This window comes from Streptomyces sp. NPDC013455, from assembly GCF_040632975.1.
In the GTDB taxonomy this organism is placed as follows: domain Bacteria; phylum Actinomycetota; class Actinomycetes; order Streptomycetales; family Streptomycetaceae; genus Streptomyces.
In genome coordinates, this window is record NZ_JBEYCX010000003.1 from 235,870 (window position 1) to 256,368 (window position 20,499).

The following is a 20,499-nucleotide window of genomic DNA, read 5'->3' on the forward strand; positions in this document are numbered from 1 at the left end:
CTCGTGCGCGTGGCGATCATAGGCGGCGGTCCCGGCGGGCTCTACGCGGCCGCCCTGCTGAAGCGCCTGGACCCCACCCGGGAGATCACCGTCTGGGAGCGCAACGCCCCCGACGAGACCTTCGGCTTCGGTGTGGTCCTCTCCGACGAGACCCTCGGCGGCATCGAACACGCCGACCCCGTCGTCTACGCGGCCCTGCGGCGCGACTTCGTCCGCTGGGACGCCATCGACATCGTGCACCGGGGCGTACGGCACCGCTCCGGGGGCCACGGTTTCGCCGCGCTGGGCCGGCACCGGCTCCTGGCCATCCTGCACGAACGCTGCCGCGCGCTCGGCGTAGAGCTGCGCTTCTCCACCGAGGCACCGGACGCCGGCCGGCTCGCGGCGGACCACGACCTCGTCATCGCCGCAGACGGTGTGCACAGCACCACCCGCGACCGCTACGCCCATGTGTTCCGCCCCCATGTGGCCACACACCGCTGCCGCTATGTCTGGCTCGCCGCCGACTTCGCCTTCGACGCCTTCCGCTTCGAGATCGCCGAGACCGAACACGGCGTGATGCAGCTGCACGGCTACCCCTACGCCCGCCCGGCCCCCGACCACCACCGCGCGACCGGCCCCTCCGCACCGCGGAGCCCTGGCGGCGCCTCCACCGTGATCGTCGAGATGCGCGAGGAGGTCTGGCGCGCGGCCGGATTCGGGGAGCTCGACGCGCGGGAGTCGCTGGAACGCTGCGCCAAGGTCTTCGCCGACGCGCTGCGCGGACGCCCGCTGCACAGCAACAACTCCGCCTGGACCACCTTCCGCACGGTGGTCAACGACCGCTGGTCGCACGGCAACGTCGTCCTCCTCGGCGACGCCGCCCACACCGCCCACTTCTCCATCGGCTCCGGCACCAAACTCGCCGTGGAGGACGCCCTGGCCCTCGCCGCCTGCCTGCGGGAACAGCCGGACGTCCGCGGCGCGCTGGCGGCCTACGAGGAAGAGCGCAAGCCCGTCGTCGCCTCCACCCAGCGGGCCGCCCGCGCCAGCCTCGAATGGTTCGAGAACCTGCCGCTGTACCGGCGCCAGCCGCCCCGCCAGTTCGCCTTCAACCTGCTCACCCGCAGCCGCCGCGTCACCCACGACAACCTCCGGCTGCGCGACGCGCACTTCACCGAGGCCGTGGAACGCGAGTTCGGCTGCCCGCCCGGCACGCCCCCGATGTTCACCCCCTTCCGGCTGCGCGGGCTGACCCTGCGCAACCGCGTCGTCGTGTCCCCGATGGACATGTACTCCGCCGCCGACGGCGTCCCCGGCGACTTCCACCTCGTCCACCTGGGCGCCCGCGCCCTGGGCGGGGCCGGCCTCGTGATGACCGAGATGGTGTGCGTCAGCGAGGAGGGCCGGATCACCCCCGGCTGCGCCGGCCTGTACACCGGCCGGCAGGCCGAGGCGTGGCGTCGCGTCACCGACTTCGTGCACCGGCAGGCACCGGGCACCGCGATCGGCGTGCAGCTCGGGCACTCCGGCCGCAAGGGCTCCACGAGGCTGATGTGGGAGGGCATGGACGAGCCGTTGCCGGCCGGCAACTGGCCGGTCGTGGCCGCCTCCCCGCTGCCGTACAGACCGGGCGGCCAGATACCGCGCGAGCTGTCCCGCGCGCAGCTCACCGACATCCGCGAGCAGTTCGCCGCCGCCGGCTGGCGGGCCGCCCGGGCCGGCTTCGACCTGCTCGAACTGCACTGCGCCCACGGTTACCTGCTCTCCGGTTTCCTCTCCCCGCTCACCAACCGCCGCACCGACGCCTACGGCGGCTCGCTGGAGCGGCGGCTGCGGTTCCCGCTGGAGGTCTTCGACGCCGTACGCGGGGTGTGGCCCGCCGAGCGGCCGATGACCGTCCGGATCTCGGCCACCGACTGGGCGGAGGGCGGGACGACCGCCGAGGACGCCGTCGAGATCGCCCGCGCCTTCGCCGCGCACGGCGCCGACGCCATCGACGTCTCCACCGGGCAGGTGGTGGCCGAGGAGGAACCCGAGTTCGGGCGGTCCTACCAGACCCCGTTCGCCGACCGGATCCGCAACGAGGCCCGGATCCCGGTGATCGCCGTCGGCGCGATCTCCTCCTGGGACGACGTCAACTCGCTGATCCTCGCGGGCCGTACGGACCTGTGCGCGCTGGCCCGGCCGCACCTGTACGACCCGCACTGGACCCTGCACGCGGCGGCCGAGCAGGACTACGCGGGCCCCGGCGCGCTCTGGCCCGCGCCCTACCGCGCGGGCAGCCGGCGCCCCCGCACCGGGCGCACCGACGCCCCCAAGCCCCGGCTCTCGCTCAGCGGCTGAGGACCACCGGAAGAGGGGCTGACGGCCGCTCGCGGTGCGGGGCTCCGGGGCGCCGGCTGTGACCGGGCACGAGGCCGGCCGGTGGAATCAGATGTCATCTCATGACTGGTCACCCGTCCCGGCCATGCGTGACTCGGCGACCGCGAGGCCGGCGATCGCCGCGAGCATCGGCACCGTGCCGATGACCGTGGCCGTGGTGAGCCGCTCACCGAGGAAGAGCACCGCGAGTATGGCCGCGTTGACCGGCTCGATGAGCATCACCACCGACGCCGTGGCCGCCCGCACGACGCCCGCTCCGGCGAAGTACAGCGGGTAGGCGAGCGCCGTCGTGACGGCGGCGACGTAGAGCATCAGCAGCACGACGTGGCCCGTGTGGGCGGTGCGCGGCACGAGCCCCTCGCCCCAGCCGAAGGGCAGCATGACGGCCGCGCCGACGGCGAACGACCCCACCGTGAGGGTGTAGGGGTCCTCGCCGGCGCCGTGCCGGCCGGTCCACCGGCCCAGGATGTTGGAGACGGCGTACCCGGCGGCAGACAGCAGCGCCATCCCCACGCCGACGGGGTGGACGACACCGGCCTGGTTGCCCAGGACCAGGATCGCGAGGCCCGTCAGCGCGCCGGCGACCGCGAGCAGCCCGGCGCGTCCGATGCGCTCGCCCAGGAACAGGAGCCCGGCGGCGGCGGTGAACACCGGGGCGGCCCCCAGCGTGACGATGGTGCCCACCGCCAGGCCGGTGTCTTGCACAGCGGCGAAGTAGGCGGTCTGGAGGACCGCCAGGCCGGCGCCCGTGCCCGCGAACAGCAGGGCCCGGCGGCCCGACGGCTGCGGCGTCCGCGGCGTCCTGCGGGCAGGACGGAGGGCCCGTGCCGCGAGCAGCAGCACCATGCCGGTCAGGAAGCGCCAGAACGAGACGGCCATGGGCCCGAAGTCGCTGGACCGGTAGACGATGTCCACGGCGGCCCCGGTGGTGCCCCAGGTGAGGCCGGCGAATGCCAGGCAGGCAAGGCCGCGGCGCACGGATCGGGGCGCCGTCGCCAGGGCAGGGGTCATTGCAACAGCAGTTCTCGACACGGAAGGGATCTCCAGACGGAGCAGATGGTCGTGGTCTCGCGTCTGCGGGCACAACCAGCCGGCGCGTCGCGGCCAGTGGCCTACGCGCTGGTGTCGATGGCGACCCGCCTCAGAGGACGGGCGGCGAGAGAACTGCTGCGGAAGACATGCCCTCCACTGTACGGCAGGGCAGGTGGAGGGCCCTCTCCTCTTCTGCACGCGGCGCCCTGCCACGCGCCCGCTTCCGGAGGCGAGGACCCCGCCTGCACCGCCCCCGCACCGGCAACGACGGCCAGACACCGGCCGGCCGCGTCACCGACCTGTCCGGAGAGCACGGCTAGAGCCCCGCGAAGTCCGCGCCCGCGTCCCGCAGTCGCTCGTGCAGGGCCCGGAAGACCTCCGCGGAGCGGGCGCCCGGCCAGTCGGCGGGCAGGAGGTGGGCCGGCAGGCCGGGGTCGGTGTAGGGCAGGTGGCGCCAGGAGTCCAGGGCGAGGAGGTAGTCGCGGTAGGCGTCCTCGGGCGGGGTGTCCGCACGGTGCCGCCAGGCCTGGAGCACGGGCGCGTGGGCGTCCAGGAACCGCTCGTGTTCCTTGGCGATCGTGGCCAGGTCCCACCAGCGGGCCACCGCCTCGGCCGTCGGCGCGAAGCCCAGGTGCCGGCCGCGGAAGAAGTCCACGTACGGGTCCAGGTGCAGCCGGCGCAGGGTGTGCTCCGCCTCCTCGTGCAGCCGGGCCGGGGCGATCCACACCCCCGGGGCCGCCGTGCCGAAGCCCAGGCCGGCCAGCCGGGAGCGCAGCACGTGCCGCTTCTGCCGCTCCGACTCGGGGACCGAGAACACGGCGAGCACCCAGCCCTCGTCGGCCACGGGCGCGCCGGCGTAGATGCGGCGGTCGCCGTCCTCCAGCAACTGGCGGGCCTCGGCGGAGAGTTCGTACCCGGCCGCGCCGGACGCGGTGCGGGCCGGCAGCAGCAGGCCGCGCCGTTTGAGCCGGGACACCGAGGAGCGTACGGAGGGCGCGTCCACGCCGACCGCGGCCAGGAGCCGGATCAGCTCGGCGACGGGCACCGGGCCTGGCATGAAGCGGCCGTACGCGCCGTAGAGCGTGACGATGAGGGACCTGGGGGCGTGCTGCTCGGACACGTTGATCATCTTAGGTTGTCGGCATCACTGCTGGTCACCATCGGTGCGCAGCCGGAACCGCTGCAACTTGCCGGTGGCCGTGCGGGGCAGGGCGTCGAGGAAGACGAACACGCGCGGACATTTGTAGGGAGCGAGCTCCGCGACGAGGAAGGCGCGCAGCGCCTCGGGGTCGCGCCGGGCTCCCTCGCGCAGCACCGCGTAGGCCACGGCCACCTGTCCGCGCTCCGCGTCGGGGCGGCCGACGACCGCGGCCTCGACCACGTCCGGGTGGCGCAGCAGCGCCTCCTCCACCTCCGGGCCCGCGATGTTGTACCCGGCCGAGATGATCATGTCGTCGGCGCGCGCCACGTAGCGGAAGTAGCCGTCCGCCTCGCGGACGTAGGTGTCGCCGGTGATGTTCCAGCCGTCCCGGACGTACTCCCGCTGCCGCGGGTCGGAGAGGTAACGGCAGCCGACCGGCCCGCGCACGGCCAGCAGGCCCGGCTCGCCGTCGGGTACGACTCTGCCCTCGGCGTCCTGGACGCGCGCCTGCCAGCCCGGTACCGGCAGCCCCGTGCTGCCCGGTCTGATGTGCTCGTCGGCGGCGGATATGAAGATGTGCAGCAGCTCGGTCGCGCCGATGCCGTTGATGATGCGCAGGCCGGTGCGCTCGTGCCAGGCCCGCCAGGTGGCAGCGGGCAGGTGCTCGCCGGCCGACACGCAGCGCCTGAGGGAGGAGACGTCGTGGGCGTCCACGTGGTCCAGCATGGCGCGGTAGGCGGTCGGCGCGGTGAACAGGACCGAAACGCGGTGTTCGGCGATCGCCGGGAGCAGCTGCCGGGGGCGGGCCTGTTCGAGGAGGAGGGCGCTCGCGCCGGCCCGCATCGGGAAGACCACCAGCCCGCCGAGGCCGAAGGTGAAGCCGAGCGGGGGGCTGCCGGTGAAGACGTCGTCCTCGTGGGGGCGCAGCACGTGCGCGGAGAACGTGTCGGCCGTCGCCAGCACGTCCCGGTGGAAGTGCATGCACCCTTTCGGGCGGCCCGTGGTGCCCGAGGTGAACGCGATCAGGGCGACGTCGTCGGCCGCGGTGTCCACCGCCGGGTAGGGGGTGTCGGGCGCCGGGCGGTGCAGCAGGTCGTCGGGTGTGTCACCGCCGTACGTCGTGATCCGCAGCCCGGGTATGCCGGCCTTCACCAGGTCGTCCACCACCCGGACGTCGCACAGCGCGTGCCCGACCCGGGCGATCTCGCACATGGTGGCCAGCTCGTGCGGGCGCTGCTGGGCCAGCACGGTCACGGCGACCGCGCCGGCCTTCAGCACCGCAAGCCAGCAGGCGGCGAGCCAAGGCGTGGTCGGACCGCGCAGCAGGACCCGGTTGCCCGGCACCACGCCCAGGCCGTCGGTGAGCACGTGCGCCATCCGGTCGACGTGCGCGCGCAGCTCGCCGTAGGTCCAGGTGGGGCCGGCCGGGGTGTGGAACACCGGGCGGGACGGGTCGGCGTGGTCGAGCAGTTCCGCCGCGCAGTTCAGCCGATCGGGGTAGCGCAGTTCCGGCAGGTCGAACCGGAGTTCGGGCCACTCGTGCGGCGGGGGGAGGTGGTCGCGCGCGAAGGTGTCGACATGGGCCGAGAGATGCATGACGGTCCGCCCCCTTGCCGTGACAGACGTCCGGGACAGATGCCCGAACGGGCTTCCTGGTGGGCTCGCGCTCCCCCGGAGGGGGACCCCAGCGTATCGTGTTGGTGACGGCGGTCAACTGTGCGCGATAACGTCGGCGGGGACGGATGGAAAGGGCGGGCGCGCTCGCACCCGCCGCGCGAGGTGACGGGGGAGGCCGGCCCCGGCCGCCCCGGAGGGCTGACGGGACGGCCCTGGTGGCCGCCCGGAGGGAGGACCGGCTGTGTCCGCATTCTCGCTCGGACCGGAGCAGACCGCCTGGAGTGCGGAGTTGCGCGAGCTGGCCGCCCGGCGGCTGCGCCCGCTCGCCGACCGTGGCGAACCCGGCCGTGTCAACCGGCCGCTCCTCGCCGAACTCGGCCGGCTGGGCCTGCTGGCGCGGCTGTTCGACTCCGGTGCGCTGGACCTGTGCCTGATGCGCGAGTCCCTCGCCCAGACGTGCACCGAGGCCGAGACCGCGCTCGCCCTCCAGGGCCTGGGCGCCCACCCGGTGCACGCCCACGGCACCCCGGCGCAGCGCGAACGCTGGCTGCCCCGGGTCGCCGACGGCGGCGCGGTCGCCGCCTTCGCGCTGAGCGAGCCGGGAGCCGGATCGGACGCGGCGGCGCTGTCCCTCGCCGCCGAGCCCGACGGCGACGGCTGGCGGCTCACCGGCGCCAAGAGCTGGATCTCCAACGCCCCCGAGGCCGACTTCTACACCGTCTTCGCCCGCACCACACCCGGCGCCGGAGCGCGCGGGGTGACCGCCTTCCTGGTCCCCGCCGACCGGCCCGGACTCACCGGCAGCGCGCTGGAGATGATCTCGCCGCACCCCATCGGCGCCCTCGACTTCGACGCCGTGCCCGTCACCGCGGCCGACGTGCTCGGCGAGCCCGACCGCGGCTTCGCCGTCGCCATGGGCACGCTCAACCTGTTCCGTCCCAGCGTCGGCGCCTTCGCGGTCGGCATGGCCCAGGCCGCGCTGGAGGCCACCGTCGGCCACACCAGCCGGCGCGAGGCCTTCCACGGCAGGCTGATGGACCTTCAGGCCGTGTCCCACCAGGTCGCCGAGATGGCCCTGCGCACCGAGGCGGCCCGGCTGATGGTGTACGCGGCCGCCTCGGCGTACGACGCGGGCGCCGCCGACGTGCCGCGGCGCGCCGCGATGGCCAAGCTGCTCGCCACCGAGACCGCGCAGTACGTCGTCGACGCCGCCGTCCAGTTGCACGGCGCCCGCGCCCTGCGCCGCGGCCACCTCCTGGAACACCTCTACCGCGAGGTCCGCGCACCCCGCATCTACGAGGGCGCCAGCGAGGTCCAGCGGGGCATCATCGCCAAGGACCTGTACGCCACGGCGCAGAAGGAGGCCCGGTGACGACCGAGCGCGTCAACCCGCCCGAGCTGTCCCCGCCCACGGGCTTCTCGCACGCCGTCGTCGCGGCCGGCTCCCGCGTGGTGTTCCTCGCGGGCCAGACCGCCCTGGGCACGGACGGCGAGATCACCGGCGACACGCTGCCGGAGCAGTTCGAGAAGGCCCTCGGCAACCTGCTCACCGCCCTGCGCGCGGCCGGCGGCACCCCCGCCGACCTCGCCCGGGTCACCGTCTACGCCACGGACGTCGCGGCGTACCGGGAGCACGCGCGCCGGCTCGGCCGCATCTGGCGGGAGTCGGCGGGCCGGGACTATCCCGCGATGGCCGTCGTGGAGGTCGTACGGCTCTGGGACGAGCGGGCGCTGGTGGAGCTGGACGGGTTCGCCGTACTGCCCTGACCCCGCGGGGGTGCGCGCGGCGCCACCGCCGTGACCGGCCCGGGTTCGCCGTACTGCCCTGACCCCGCGGGGGTGCGCGCGGCGCCACCGCCGTGACCGGCCCGGGTTCGCCGTACTGCCCTGACCCCGTGGGGATGCCCGGCGCCACCGCCGCGACCGGCCCGGACGGTTCCGTGACGCGCCACCGATGGGGTGACGGTCACGGCCGCCGGCACGGCCGCCCGGTACCAGTGGAAGCCCTCGCCCCACGCAACCGGGAGGTACCCCATGCCCGTACGCCCCGTCCTCGCCGCGGCCCTCGGGGCCGCGGCCCTGCTGTGCGCCGCCGTCGGTCCGGCCGGCGCCGACCCCTCGGAGCGCATCACCGTGGACCCCGTCGGCCGGATCGCGTCCGACGGCACCGTGACCCTGTCCGGCACCTACCGCTGCACCGGCGGCACCGGACCGGTGCTCGTCGGCTCCTCGCTCAGCCAGGGCGACCAGGGCCTCAAGCACGGCATCGGCGGCGGCACCGCCCGGTGCGACGGCGCCGAACACCGCTGGACGAACTCGGGGAAGGTCTCGCCGGAGAAGGTGAAGGCGGGGGCGGCGCGGGTGGAGGCCACCCTCACGGAACTGCGCCCCTCGGGCATCCTGCTGGTACCGGCCTTCCACGCGGTGACGAACCGGGACGTCACGCTCACCGGGGAGTGACCCGGGGCGACGGCGCCCGTTCCCGGACGCCGGCGCGACACGCCCTGGTTCAGACGCGGCCGAGCCCTTCCCGGTCCGGCGGAGCCGTTCTCCGCCGGACCACCGGGGGGCCCGGCCGGCGCAGGGCGGCCACGAACTTGTAGCGGGATCCCCGGTACACCGAGCGCACCCACTCCACCGGGGTGCCCTCCGCGTCCCGCGAGTGCCGGGACAGCAGCAGCATCGGCAGCCCCACGTCGGTACCGAGCAGCTGCGCCTCGCGCGGGGTCGACAGCGAGGTCTCGATGGTCTCGTCGGCCTCGGCGAGATGGACGCCGTACACCTCGGCGAGCGCCGTGTACAGCGACGGGCAGCCGGCCAACGACCGGCGCAGACCGGGGAAGCGCCGAACGGACAGGTGGGTGGTCTCGATCGCCATCGGGTCGCCGCTGGCCAGCCGCAGCCGCTCGATGCGCAGCACCCGTTCGCCGATCCCGATGCCGAGCAGGCCCGCCAGTTTCTCGTCCGCGGGGACCTCCCCGATGTCCAGCGTCTGCGAGGCCGGGGTCAGGCCCTGGGCGCGCATGTCCTCGGTGTGCGAGGTGAGCTGGAGCGTGCGGTACAGCTTGGGCTGGGCGACGAAGGTGCCCTTGCCCTGGATCCGGTCGAGCCGGCCCTCCCCGACGAGCTCCTGGAGCGCCTGCCGGACGGTGGTGCGGGAGGTGTCGAACCGGACGGCGAGCAGGCGTTCCGCGGGCATGGCCGAACCGGGCTGGAGCGCTTCGGCCATGGCGAGGAGCTGCTGCTTGATCCGGTAGTACTTCGGCACGCGCGCGGTGCGGCCGGGTGCCCCCCGGTGCGGCTGGGCGCTGCTGACGTCGGTGGTCATGCCTGCCTTCCCGACTGTGTCGATGGGCTCCCGTTATAGCGATCAACTGCCCTATGGTCTAGTCCAAATGAACGCTCCCGGGCGAAAGGGATGGATCCGGACGGACGCACTCCGGTGACTTTCTCGTAACGGCCGGGACCGGCTTTCCGAACCACCCTTGACACTCCAAAAGGTCTAGGCCAAGCTCCACCGTACTGGTCTACACCATTAGTGGCCAGGTCCCGAGCCCTTACGTGCAACAGCGTCGTACGCAGGTCACCGCCGAGGGCGTGGGGGGTTAGTGGCATCCCTGAGGAGGGTGGCGTGAAGCGCAAGCTTGCGGCCGCGATCGTGATCGCGGGCATGATGGTCTCCGTGTCGGCGTGCGGCGGGGACGACGACAGCGGCAAGAACGCGGGACCGGACGGTTTCAAGGGCCAGACGCTGACGGTCTGGGCGATGGACGGCTCCACGCCGGACCAGTGGGTCGCGGACGTCACGGCCGCGTTCGAGAAGAAGACCGGCGCCAAGCTGAAGTTCGAGACGCAGAAGTGGGACGGGATCCAGCAGAAGATCACCACCGCCCTCTCCGAGTCCAACCCGCCGGACGTCCTGGAGGTCGGCAACACCCAGACCCCGGCCTACGCGGCCACCGGCGGTCTCGCCGACCTCGGCGACCTCAAGAAGGAGATCGGCGCCGACTGGACGCCGTCGGTCTCGCAGTCCTCCGTCTACGAGGGCAAGCAGTACGCCGCCCCCTGGTACTTCGCCAACCGCGTGGTCATCTACAACAAGAAGATCTGGGCCGAGGCCGGCATCAAGGACACCCCGAAGACCCGGGACGAGTTCTTCAAGGACCTGGACACCATCGGCAAGAAGACCGACGCCGAGCCGCTCTACCTGCCCGGCCAGAACTGGTACTTCTTCGACGGCCTGACCATCGGCCAGGGCGCCGACCTGGTGAAGAAGGACGGCGACAAGTACGTCTCCAACCTCGCCGACCCCAAGGTCGCCAAGGCCATGGAGATCTACAAGAAGTACGCCTCCTACTCCAAGGCCCCCAAGGACAAGGACGAGGCCACCCCGCAGCAGGCCGAGGTCTTCGCCAAGGGCAAGACCGGCGCCTTCATCGGCATGGGCTGGGAAGCCGGTACGGCCGTCCAGGCCAACAAGGCCATCGAGAAGGACCTCGGCTACTTCACCATCCCCGGTGAGACCGCCGACAAGCCCGAGGGCGTCTTCCTCGGCGGCTCCAACCTCGCCGTCGCCCAGGGCAGCGAAAAGCAGGCCCTGGCCAAGGAGTTCCTGAAGATCGCCCTGAGCGACAAGTACGAGGGCGAGCTGGCCAAGCTCAACGGCGTCATCCCGAACAAGAAGTCCCTGGAGACCAACCTCGAGGGCAACGCCGTCGCGGAGGCCGCCGCTCCGGGTGCGGCCGTCGGCGGCACCACCCCGCTGATCCCCGAGTGGGGCGCCGTGGAGAACAGCCCGAACCCGATCAAGTCCTACATGACGGCCGTGCTGAACGGTAAGTCCCCGGCGGACGCCGCCGGGCAGGTCGAGGACGAGATCAACAAGCGCCTGGCCCAGGAGAACTGACGACCCGGCCGGGGGCGCCACGAGGGGGCGCCCCCCGCCACACCCGCGCCGTGCCCGAGGCACGGCCATGGTTTCGTACGGCCACGGAAGAGATGGCAACTGATGTCAGTGCAGACCGAAGGCACGGACACGGCCGGGGAGCCCGCTGTCCGCAAGGCCCGGGTGCCGGTCCGGCCGCCGGGTGACGACCGCACCTCCACCCGCCCGTCCCGGCGCGGCGCCACCGCCCCCTACCTGCTCCTGCTGCCCGCGCTGCTGGCCACCGTGGTCCTCCTCGGCTGGCCCCTGGTCAAGAACGGCATGCTGTCGTTCCAGAACCTCAACCCGCGGCAGCTCATCCAGCACCTCACCGAGTGGAACGGCGTCGACAACTACCGGGAGGTGCTGACCGGCGGCGACTTCTGGCGCGTCGTCGAGCGGTCCGTCCTCTTCACCGCGGTCAACGTCGTGCTGATCATGGTGCTCGGCACCCTGGTCGGGCTGCTGCTGGCCCGGCTCGGCAAGAAGATGCGGCTGCTGCTCATGATCGGCCTCGTCCTCGCCTGGGCCATGCCGGTCATCGCGGCCACCACCGTCTACCAGTGGCTGTTCGCCCAGCGCTTCGGCGTCGTCAACTGGGTGCTGGACAAGCTCGGCTGGCACTCCATGGCCGAGCACAACTGGCTGGAGACCCAGTTCTCCACCTTCGCCGTGGTCACCCTGCTCCTCGTCTGGCAGTCCATACCCTTCGTCGCGATCAACCTCTACGCGGCGACCACCACGATCCCCCGGGAGCTGTACGAGGCGGCCTCCCTGGACGGCGCCGGCGCCTGGAAGAGCTTCACCTCGGTGACCCTGCCCTTCCTGCGGCCCTTCCTGTACGCCACGACCTTCCTGGAGGTCATCTGGATCTTCAAGGCGTTCGCGCAGATCTTCGCGATGAACGAGGGCGGCCCCGACCACCTCACCGAGACCCTGCCGATCTACGCCTACGTCGAGGGCGTCGGCAACCAGCACTTCGGCCTCGGCGCGGCGATCTCCTTCCTGACCATCCTGGTCCTGCTCGTCATCACCTCGTACTACCTGCGCATGGTGCTCAAGCAAGAGGAGGACGAGCTGTGAAGCGCTCGCTCTTCGGCCGTATCTGGCCCAACGCGACCGCCGTCGTCCTCTTCGTCGGCTTCGTGTTCCCCGTCTACTGGATGTTCGCCACGGCCTTCAAGCCGACCGGCGACATCATCTCCGACGACCCGGTGTGGTTCCCGACCGACGCCACCCTCGAACACTTCGACAAGGCCGTCCACGCCGACCACTTCTGGACCCTGGTCCTCAACTCCGTCACCGTCACCGTCCTGTCGGTGGTGTTCTCGCTCGTCATCGCCCTGCTCGCGGCCTTCGCGCTCGCCCGGATGCGGTTCCGGGGCCGGCGCGGCCTCATCGTGACGTTCATGCTGGCGCAGATGGCCCCCTGGGAGGTCATGATCATCGCCATCTACATGATCGTCCGCGACAACGACATGCTCGACAGTCTCGTGCCGCTCACCGTCTTCTACACGATGATGGTGCTCCCGCTGACCATCCTGACGCTGCGCGGCTACGTCGCCGCGGTGCCCAAGGAGCTGGAGGAGTCGGCGATGGTCGACGGGTGCACCCGCACCCAGGCCTTCGTCAAGGTGATCTTCCCGCTGCTCGCGCCCGGCCTGATGGCGACCTCGCTCTTCGGATTCATCACCGCCTGGAACGAGTTCCCGCTCGTCCTGATCCTCAACAAGGACGTCGAGAAGCAGACCCTGCCGCTGTGGCTGTCCCAGTTCCAGACCGCCTTCGGCGACGACTGGGGCGCCACCATGGCCGCCTCGTCCCTGTTCGCGCTGCCCATCCTGATCCTCTTCATCTTCCTGCAACGCAAGGCTGTCAGCGGGCTGACCGACGGCGCCGTGAAGGGATGACGCCTGAGATGACCACCACCGCCACCACCGCGTCCGACAGCGGCTCCGCCGCGGGCGACACCCTCACCCGGGACGCGCTCGCGGTGCTCCAGCCGGGCTTCGACGGCACCACCGCGCCCGACTGGGTGCGCCGCCGCCTCGGCGAGGGCCTCGCCTCCGTCGCCCTCTTCGGCCGCAACGTCGTCAGCGAGGAGCAGGTCACCTCCCTGACCACCCGGTTGCGCGCCGAGCGCGACGATCTGCTGGTCGCCATCGACGAGGAGAGCGGCGACGTCACCCGGCTCGACGTACGCACCGGCTCCTCCTTCCCCGGCAACCACGCCCTCGGCGCCGTCGACGACCCCGACCTCACCCGGGCCGTCTCCCGTGAACTGGGCCGGCGCCTGGCCGCCTGCGGCGTCAACTTCGACTGGGCACCGTCCGCCGACGTCAACGCCAACCCCGACAACCCCGTCATCGGCGTCCGCTCCTTCGGCGCCAGCCCCGGCCTGGTGGCCCGGCACACCGCCGCCTGGGTCGAGGGCCTCCAGTCCACCGGCGTCGCCGCCTGCACCAAGCACTTCCCCGGCCACGGCGACACCAACGTCGACTCCCACCACGCCGTACCCCGCATCGACGTCGACGCCGACACCCTGTACGAGCGCGAACTGCCCCCGTTCCGCGCGGCGATCGCCGCCGGCACCCGGGCGATCATGAGCGCGCACATCCTCGTCCCGGCCCTGGACCCCGACCGCCCCGGCACCCTCTCCCGGCGCGTGCTCACCGAACTGCTGCGCGGCGAACTCGGCTACCAGGGACTGATCGTCACCGACGGCATGGAGATGCGCGCGATCTCCGGCACCTACGGCCTGGAACACGGTGTGGTCCTCGCGATCGCGGCCGGCGCCGACGCCATCTGCGTGGGCGGCGGACTGTGCGACGAGGGCACCGTGCTGAGGCTCCGGGACGCGCTCGTGGCCGCCGTACGCTCCGGCGAACTGCCCGAGGAGCGGCTCGCCGACGCGGCCGCCCGGGTGCGGGCGCTGGCCGCCTGGACCCGGGCGGCCCGCGGCGACGCGGAGAAGACCGCCGCCGACCCGGAGATCGGCCTGGTCGCGGCCCGCCGCGCGCTCACCGTCACCCGCGCCGGTGCCGTCGCACCGGTCAGCGGACCGGTGTTCACCGCCCAGTTCAACCCGGCCCCCAACATCGCCGTCGGCGACCAGACCCCGTGGGGCGTCGCCGCCGAGCTGGAACGGCTGCTGCCCGGCAGCACCTCCGGCTCCTTCACCGGTGAGGGCGCCGGTGCCGCCGCCCTCACCGCCGCCGGCCACCGCCGGATCGTCGCCGTGGTCCGCGACGCCCACCGGCACGACTGGATGCGCTCCGCGCTCGACACCCTGCTCGCCGCCCGCCCCGACACCGTCGTCGTGGAGATGGGCCTGCCGCAGGCCGCCCCGCGCGGCGCCCTGCACATCGCCACCTACGGCGCCGCCCGCGTCTGCGGGACGGCGGCGGCCGAGGCCGTCCTCGCCGGCTGAGCCACCCCGCCAGGCCGCCCGCACCTCCCCGCGGGCGGCCGCCCGCACCTCTCCGACCAGGCCGCCGGCACCCGTCCCGCCAGGGCCGCCCGCAGTTGTGCCCGGGAGGCCGCCCACACCTCTTCCCGGGCGGCCGCCCTCTTCACCTCAGAAACCCGGTTCTCCTCAGGGAACCCGGTTCTCCTCAGGGAACCCGGTTCTCCTCAGGGAACCCGGTTCTCCTCAGGGAACCCGGTTCTCCTCAGGAAACCCGGTTCTCCTCAGGGAACCCGGTGGCCCCGCACGCCCTCGCGCTTGCCACCGGCACATGTCTCACGTCCGACCCCACGGTGTCCTCTCCCGACCACCCCGGAGTGAACGCATGCACACGCCCGCTCCCCGCCTCCACCGAGCGGCGACCGGCCGCCCCTACTTCAGCGCCGACGGCGAGACCTACCTCGCCCCGACCCCCCTGCGCGACCTCGACAAGACCCAGCCGCTGCGCGTGCTCTCCGAGGAGGACTTCGCCTTCTGGCAGACCTACGGCTACGTCGTCGTACGCGAGGCCATCACCCCCGGCGAGGCCAAGGACCTGCTCGACTTCGCCTGGCGGTTCCAGGGACTCGACCCCGACCGCCCCGACACCTGGTACGAGGCCCCCGCGTTCCGCTCCGAACTCGACCGGGACCTCTACATCTACGGCTTCGTCGAGGCGTACCACCACCAGCTCCTCTGGGACACCCGGCAGACACAGCGCGTCTACGACGCCTTCGTGGACGTCTGGGACAGCCCGGAGCTGTGGGTCACCCTGGACCGGCTCAACCTCAACCCGCCCAACCGGCACACCCGCTCCCGCTCCCTGATCGCACCCACCGACCAGGGCTTCGACATCGAACTGCACTGGGACGTCGACACCACCCTCGCCGTGCTCCCGCAGCGCGTCCAGGGCATCGTCGCGCTCACCGACACCCGCCCCGAACTCGGCGGCTTCCAGTGCGCGCCGGAACTCTTCCGCCGCTTCGAGCAGTGGCGCGTCGCCCGGCCGCCCGGCCGCGACCCCTTCCGGCCCGCGGTCGACCGCGCCGAATTCCCGGTGATCCGCCCCGACCTCCAGGCCGGTGACCTGCTGATCTTCAACGGGCTGCTCGCCCACGGCGTGGCACCGAACCTCTCTGACAACGCTGTCCGGGCCGTGCAGTACCTGTCGATGATGCCCGCACTCGAAGAGCACACGGCGCTGCGCGACTCCCGCGTGCACAGCTGGCGCACCCTCGCCACCCCCGACTGGAACGCCACCCTGCTCGGGGACGCCCGCCGGCCGGAGGCACTGCGCTACGGCCCCGCCGAACTGAACGGCCTGGGACGCAGGCTGCTCGGCCTCGACTCCTGGACCGCCGCGGAAGGGGACCGGTGAACCGCGTCTGCCTCTGCCTGCCCACCAACCGGGCCTGCTCCGCCACCATCACCGCCCTGCACGCCGAAGCGGGCTACGCCGCCGACCGCTTCGGCGCCGAGGTCCGCGTGCTGGTCCTGGACTCCGCCGACGACCGCACCCGGGCCGCGCACACCCGCACCATCGCCGCCCTGCCCGAGCGGCCGGGCGTGACCGTCCACCATCTCGACGAGGAACGGCAAGGCGCCTGGCTGCGCCGCGTGATCGCGCGCGCCGGCCTGCCCGAGCCGGAGCGGGCGCTGCGCCTCATGCTCCCGCCCGCCGTCTCCTACGGCGCCTGCACCAACCGCGCCTTCCTGCTGGCCGCCGCCCTCGGCTGCCGTTCGGTGCACCGCAGGGACAGCGACAGCACCTACCAGCGCCACGCCGGCGAGCCGGTCTTCCCCGTCCACCACGAGCTGCCCTGGCTGGGCCACCCCGCCGCCGAGGCCGCCCCCGCCGTCACCCGCACCGACCTCGACCCCGCCCTGGCCCACCGCCCGGTCTCCCTCGCCGGAGCCTCCTTCATCGGTGAACTCTCCGTCGACATCGGCGAGATACGACGGCTGGACGAGGCCGTCTACCACGACGTGGTCGGCCTCTGGGCACCCGGCGACTGGCCGCGGGACCGCACACGCGCACTGGTGGAGGAATCCTTCACCGGCGCCGGCACGGCCCCCTTCACCGGGGACCACTCCATGCTCACCGTGGTCGACCCGATGCGCGTCGACATGTGCAACATCGCCTTCGACCGGGAGGTGTACGAGCGCGTCCCGCTGCCGCCCGCCACCGACACCATCGGCAGCGACTACTTCCTCCTCCACCTCGTCCACGACGCGCGCCTGCCCGGCATCCTGCACAACCGGCACATCGAGAACTTCCACACCCCCGAACGCCGCACCGACACCGGCTTCCCGGCCTACCAGCGGCGGTTCGTGAAGTTCCTGCTGTCGATGCTGTACTTCCACCACGTCTACGACCGGATGGCCGACGCGGGCGACCGGCTCCTGGACGACCGGCTGCACATCCGGCCGGAGGCCGTCACCGGCCTGCTGCGCGAGAGCACCGGCCTCGACCGCGCCGAGAACACCTGGCGCCTGGACCGGGTCGACACCGCCTACCGCAAACTGGGCGGCCGGTACGCCGCGTTCGCGGACCGGCTCGCCGCGGAGCGCGACGAACTGCTCGACCGGGCCGCACAGGACGTCGAGGACCACGCCCACCTGACCGAAAACTGGCCGGCGCTGGTGAAGGCGGCCCGCGCATGAGCGCCCCCGCGGGCCACACGGCCCCGTCCGGCACGCCGCGCCCGCCACGCGGCCGCGACCGCCCACGCCGTACACACGGCGGCCCCCTCGGCGCACCCCTCGCCACCGCACTCGCCGCACCCGGCACCGACCGCATCGTCTACGACCTCACCGGCATCCAGCGCCAGTACGACGCCCTGCTCGGCGAGCTGCCCGGGACCCGCGTCCGCTTCGCGCTCAAGGCGTGCCCGGTGGACGAGGTCCTGCACCGCCTCGCCGAGTGCGGCGCCGGCTTCGACGCGGCGAGCCCCGCCGAGATCACCCAGGCGCTCCACGCCGGGGCGGAGCCCGCCCGCATCCACTACGGCAACACCGTCAAGTCCGACCAGGACATCGCCGCGGCCCACCGCCTGGGCGTCCGCACCTTCGCCACCGACAGCGTCGAGGACGTCACCGCCATCGCCGTGCACGCGCCCGGCGCCCGGGTCTTCTGCCGCCTGGCCACCAGCGGGGAAGGCGCCCTGTGGGGCCTGAACCGCAAGTTCGGCTGCACCCCGGACGACGCCGTACGGGTCCTGGCCACCGCCCGCGCGGCCGGCCTGGTCCCGGCCGGCCTGTCCGTGCACGTCGGCTCCCAGCAGATGACCGCCGAGGGCTGGCGGCAGGCCCTGGACACCCTCGCCGGGACCCTGACGGCCCTGGCCGGGCGGCAGATCGTGCCCGACCACGTCAACCTCGGCGGCGGCCTGCCCGCCCTCGGCTACCTGGACCGGCACGGCAACCCCCTCGAACCGCCCCTCGACAAGATCCTCACCGTCATCCGCGAAGGCATGGAACGCCTCGGCGCCCTCACCCCCTCCCCGCTCGCCTTCGTCATGGAGCCGGGCCGCCACCTGGTCGCCGACCACGGCGCCGTCCGCGCCCGGGTCTCCCGGCTGACCCGGCGCCGGCAACCGGACGGCGGGGAGGCGCACTGGCTGTACCTGACCTGCGGCAAGTTCAACGGCCTGTACGAGATGGACCAGGTCACGCACCGGCTCGTCTTTCCCGGCCACCCGGACGCCTCCGACCAGGTCCACGCCATCGTCGCGGGTCCCACCTGCGACAGCGACGACGCCTACGGCGGCGGCCGGTACCCGGTCCCCGTGCCCCGGTCCGTCGCCTCCGGCGACCCGGTCTGGATCCTGTCCGCCGGCGCCTACGCCACCAGCTACACGACCCAGGGGTTCAACGGAGTCCGCCCACTGCCGTACGTGTGCGTGCACTGACCCCCGGGGTCCGGCACCGACCCTGCACACCGAAAGGACATCCCCATGCGCATACGGGGGATCACCGAGGCCGACTGGCCGCGGCTGGCCGCCCTGGAGAGCGAGGTGTACGCGGACCTCGCCCTCGCCGAGGGCGAGGAGATGCTGCGCTCCCGGGCCCGGACCTCGGCCGGCACCTGCTTCGTCCTCGAACTCGACGGCCGCCTCGCCGGCTACGTCCTCGCCCTGCCCTACCCACGCTTCCGCTGCCCCGACCTGACCCACCCGGAGCGGACCGTCCACCGCACCGGCAACCTCCACCTGCACGACCTGGTCGTCAGCCCGCGCCTGCGGCGCCAGGGCCTCGGCACCCGGCTGGTGCGCCACCTCACCGAGGCGGCCCGCGGCCGCGCCTTCACGACCATGTCGCTGGTCGCCGTCGCGGGCCAGGAGCCGTTCTGGCGGGCCAACGGCTACCGGGCCGATCCCGCCGCCCCGGTACCGCCGGAGTACGGCAGCGACGCGGTCTACATGTCGGCCCGGGTGCCCGCCGCGCCCCGGCTCCGCGACGGAAGGGAGGCCGTCTGATGCCCGGGCCCTCCGTGCCCGCCGCGCCCCGGCTCCGCGACGGAAGGGAGGCCGTCTGATGCCCGGGCCCTCCTTCCGGCGCGCCAAGTGGTCGATCGCGGCACTGTTCTGCTTCCTCGGCTTCCAGTACGGCACCTGGGTCTCGCGTCTGCCCGCGCTGAAGACCCGGCTGGACCTGGGCGCCGGCGAGGTGGGGCTGCTGCTGATGGCCTGCGGGGCCGGCGCGGCGGCCTCCTTCCCGCTGGTCGCCGCGCTGATGCGGCGGCTCGGCTCCCGGCTGCTGGCGCTCGTCTCCGCGGGCTGCCTGGTCGCGGTCCTCGCCGCCCTGTCCGCCGTACCGGACTATCCGCTCGCCCTGCTCGTCGTGTGCGCCGACGGGGTCGCCGTCGGCTGTCTCAACGTCGCCATGAACGCGCAGGGCGCCGCCCTGGAGAGCACCCACGGGCGTACGGTCATGTCCCAGCTGCACGCCGCCTTCAGCGGCGGACTGTTCGCGGCCGCCCTGCTGGCCTCCGGCGTCACCACCCTGACCGGATCCGTCGCGGCGCACTTCGCCCTCGCCGGGGCCCTGCTGCTGCTCCTGCTCGGCTGCGCCCGCCCGGGCCTGCTCGCGCACCGGGAGCCGAGCCCTCGCGCGCCGGACGGTTCCGGGCGGCGGCGCCCCCGCCGTGCCCTGCCCACCGCGACCACCCTGCTCATGGGCTGCGCCATGGCCTTCGGCACGGTCACCGAGGGCGCCATGAACGACTGGTCCACGCTGTACCTGGAGGACGTGGTCGGGGCGTCGGAGACCGTCGCCCCGCTCGGCATAGCCGTCGTCTCCGTGATGATGCTGCTGGCCCGGCTCCGCGCGGACCGCTGGCGGACCCGCTGGGGCGACGGCCGCGTGGTCCGCACCGGCAGCGCCGTCGCCGCCGGCGGCCTGGCCCTCGCCCTGGTCGCCGGCGGGGTGATCCCCACGCTGCTCGGCTTCGCCTGCGTCGGCCTCGGTGCGGCCGCGGTCACCCCGTGCGTGTACGTGGCGGCGGCCGGACGCGGCTCGGACGCGCTGGCGCTGGTCGCCGCGATGGGCACCACCGGCCTGCTCGGCGGCCCCGCCGTGATCGGCTTCGTCGCGGGCGCGGCGAACCTGACGGCCGGGATGGCCACGGTGGCCGGCTCGGCCCTGATCGTCACCCTGACCGCCCTCCGCATCCCCTGGCGACCCCACCACCCCGCCCCCGACCGGCTGCCCGACACCCCGACCCCGACCGGCTGACGAACACTCCGACCCGGCTGGCTGACGAACGCCCCGACCCCGGCCGGCTGACGGTGACTGCGGCTCCGGCCGGCTGACCGGCACCCCGGGCTGCGGTCGGCTGACGAACACCCCGACCCCGGCCGGCTGACGGTGACTGCGGCTCCGGCCGGCTGACCGGCACCCCGGGCTGCGGTCGGCTGACGGCGACTCCGGCCCACTGCGCCACTTCCCGCCACCGACCGGTTGTCCGGCTCCCCG

The 20,499-nt window shown here is 73.3% G+C and carries 17 protein-coding genes; 13 read left to right on the top strand and 4 right to left on the bottom strand.

Annotated elements, in window-relative coordinates:
• Positions 1-3: 3 nt before the first annotated feature.
• Positions 4-2,325: a bifunctional salicylyl-CoA 5-hydroxylase/oxidoreductase gene (locus ABZ576_RS07605; RefSeq protein WP_360737100.1), complete on the top strand. Its 2,322-nt coding sequence runs from the start codon at positions 4-6 to the stop codon at positions 2,323-2,325.
• Between the two features lie 99 nt (positions 2,326-2,424).
• On the opposite strand, the gene ABZ576_RS07610 is transcribed toward ABZ576_RS07605, so the two are convergent.
• From ABZ576_RS07610 to ABZ576_RS07620, 3 genes are all read right to left on the bottom strand, one after another.
• Complete coding sequence (locus ABZ576_RS07610) at positions 2,425-3,375, bottom strand: EamA family transporter (protein WP_360737102.1); 951 nt, start codon at positions 3,373-3,375, stop codon at positions 2,425-2,427.
• Between the two features lie 337 nt (positions 3,376-3,712).
• Positions 3,713-4,525, bottom strand: a complete 813-nt coding sequence (locus tag ABZ576_RS07615; protein WP_360737105.1) for a PaaX family transcriptional regulator C-terminal domain-containing protein — start codon at positions 4,523-4,525, stop codon at positions 3,713-3,715.
• A gap of 15 nt (positions 4,526-4,540) precedes the next feature.
• Positions 4,541-6,133, bottom strand: coding sequence for an AMP-binding protein (locus ABZ576_RS07620; RefSeq protein WP_360737108.1), 1,593 nt, complete (start codon positions 6,131-6,133; stop codon positions 4,541-4,543).
• A 262-nt stretch (positions 6,134-6,395) separates the two neighbouring features.
• Between ABZ576_RS07620 and ABZ576_RS07625 the strand changes: the two genes are divergently transcribed.
• The 3 genes from ABZ576_RS07625 (at position 6,396) to ABZ576_RS07635 (ending at position 8,614) form a co-directional block, all read left to right on the top strand.
• The gene (locus ABZ576_RS07625) at positions 6,396-7,526 is read left to right on the top strand and encodes an acyl-CoA dehydrogenase family protein (protein WP_360737111.1); all 1,131 of its coding nucleotides are present in this window, start codon (positions 6,396-6,398) and stop codon (positions 7,524-7,526) included.
• Positions 7,523-7,921, top strand: coding sequence for a RidA family protein (locus tag ABZ576_RS07630; RefSeq protein ID WP_360737113.1), 399 nt, complete (start codon positions 7,523-7,525; stop codon positions 7,919-7,921). The genes ABZ576_RS07625 and ABZ576_RS07630 overlap by 4 nt, the downstream gene beginning before the upstream one ends.
• A 267-nt stretch (positions 7,922-8,188) precedes the next feature.
• Complete coding sequence (locus ABZ576_RS07635) at positions 8,189-8,614, top strand: DUF6299 family protein (RefSeq protein WP_360737115.1); 426 nt, start codon at positions 8,189-8,191, stop codon at positions 8,612-8,614.
• A 49-nt stretch (positions 8,615-8,663) separates the two neighbouring features.
• On the opposite strand, the gene ABZ576_RS07640 is transcribed toward ABZ576_RS07635, so the two are convergent.
• The gene (locus ABZ576_RS07640) at positions 8,664-9,482 is read right to left on the bottom strand and encodes a GntR family transcriptional regulator (protein ID WP_360737118.1); all 819 of its coding nucleotides are present in this window, start codon (positions 9,480-9,482) and stop codon (positions 8,664-8,666) included.
• Between the two features lie 303 nt (positions 9,483-9,785).
• Here ABZ576_RS07640 and ABZ576_RS07645 point away from each other — a divergent pair, with 303 nt between their 5' ends.
• From ABZ576_RS07645 to ABZ576_RS07685, 9 genes are all read left to right on the top strand, one after another.
• Positions 9,786-11,060 (top strand): extracellular solute-binding protein, encoded by a 1,275-nt coding sequence (locus ABZ576_RS07645; RefSeq protein WP_360737120.1) that lies wholly within the window; start codon positions 9,786-9,788, stop codon positions 11,058-11,060.
• 102 nt (positions 11,061-11,162) lie between these two features.
• Positions 11,163-12,161, top strand: coding sequence for a sugar ABC transporter permease (locus tag ABZ576_RS07650; protein WP_360737122.1), 999 nt, complete (start codon positions 11,163-11,165; stop codon positions 12,159-12,161).
• Complete coding sequence (locus ABZ576_RS07655) at positions 12,158-12,988, top strand: carbohydrate ABC transporter permease (protein WP_360737124.1); 831 nt, start codon at positions 12,158-12,160, stop codon at positions 12,986-12,988. Before ABZ576_RS07650 ends, ABZ576_RS07655 begins: the two co-directional genes overlap by 4 nt.
• 8 nt (positions 12,989-12,996) lie before the next feature.
• The gene (locus ABZ576_RS07660) at positions 12,997-14,508 is read left to right on the top strand and encodes a glycoside hydrolase family 3 N-terminal domain-containing protein (protein ID WP_360737127.1); all 1,512 of its coding nucleotides are present in this window, start codon (positions 12,997-12,999) and stop codon (positions 14,506-14,508) included.
• Positions 14,509-14,869: 361 nt separating this feature from the next.
• The gene (locus ABZ576_RS07665; RefSeq protein ID WP_360737130.1) at positions 14,870-15,901 is read left to right on the top strand and encodes a phytanoyl-CoA dioxygenase family protein; all 1,032 of its coding nucleotides are present in this window, start codon (positions 14,870-14,872) and stop codon (positions 15,899-15,901) included.
• Positions 15,898-17,187 (top strand): DUF6271 family protein, encoded by a 1,290-nt coding sequence (locus ABZ576_RS07670; RefSeq protein WP_360737132.1) that lies wholly within the window; start codon positions 15,898-15,900, stop codon positions 17,185-17,187. Before ABZ576_RS07665 ends, ABZ576_RS07670 begins: the two co-directional genes overlap by 4 nt.
• Positions 17,184-18,434: a type III PLP-dependent enzyme gene (locus tag ABZ576_RS07675; protein WP_360737134.1), complete on the top strand. Its 1,251-nt coding sequence runs from the start codon at positions 17,184-17,186 to the stop codon at positions 18,432-18,434. Before ABZ576_RS07670 ends, ABZ576_RS07675 begins: the two co-directional genes overlap by 4 nt.
• Positions 18,435-18,479: 45 nt before the next feature.
• Positions 18,480-19,001: a GNAT family N-acetyltransferase gene (locus ABZ576_RS07680; RefSeq protein WP_360737136.1), complete on the top strand. Its 522-nt coding sequence runs from the start codon at positions 18,480-18,482 to the stop codon at positions 18,999-19,001.
• Between the two features lie 58 nt (positions 19,002-19,059).
• Positions 19,060-20,259 carry an MFS transporter gene (locus ABZ576_RS07685; RefSeq protein WP_360737138.1) on the top strand — a complete coding sequence of 400 codons (1,200 nt, stop codon included), beginning with the start codon at positions 19,060-19,062 and terminating at the stop codon, positions 20,257-20,259.
• The last annotated feature ends 240 nt before the right edge of the window (positions 20,260-20,499 follow it).

Bases quoted from the DNA above. Each gene is read 5' to 3' on its own strand.
- ABZ576_RS07610 (WP_360737102.1), bottom strand. From the start codon at position 3,375: ATGACCCCTGCCCTGGCGACGGCGCCCCGATCCGTGCGCCGCGGCCTT.
- ABZ576_RS07615 (WP_360737105.1), bottom strand. From the start codon at position 4,525: ATGATCAACGTGTCCGAGCAGCACGCCCCCAGGTCCCTCATCGTCACG.
- ABZ576_RS07620 (WP_360737108.1), bottom strand. From the start codon at position 6,133: ATGCATCTCTCGGCCCATGTCGACACCTTCGCGCGCGACCACCTCCCC.
- ABZ576_RS07635 (WP_360737115.1), top strand. From the start codon at position 8,189: ATGCCCGTACGCCCCGTCCTCGCCGCGGCCCTCGGGGCCGCGGCCCTG.
- ABZ576_RS07640 (WP_360737118.1), bottom strand. From the start codon at position 9,482: ATGACCACCGACGTCAGCAGCGCCCAGCCGCACCGGGGGGCACCCGGC.
- ABZ576_RS07650 (WP_360737122.1), top strand. From the start codon at position 11,163: ATGTCAGTGCAGACCGAAGGCACGGACACGGCCGGGGAGCCCGCTGTC.
- ABZ576_RS07660 (WP_360737127.1), top strand. From the start codon at position 12,997: ATGACCACCACCGCCACCACCGCGTCCGACAGCGGCTCCGCCGCGGGC.
- ABZ576_RS07665 (WP_360737130.1), top strand. From the start codon at position 14,870: ATGCACACGCCCGCTCCCCGCCTCCACCGAGCGGCGACCGGCCGCCCC.
- ABZ576_RS07675 (WP_360737134.1), top strand. From the start codon at position 17,184: ATGAGCGCCCCCGCGGGCCACACGGCCCCGTCCGGCACGCCGCGCCCG.
- ABZ576_RS07680 (WP_360737136.1), top strand. From the start codon at position 18,480: ATGCGCATACGGGGGATCACCGAGGCCGACTGGCCGCGGCTGGCCGCC.
- ABZ576_RS07685 (WP_360737138.1), top strand. From the start codon at position 19,060: ATGCCCGGGCCCTCCTTCCGGCGCGCCAAGTGGTCGATCGCGGCACTG.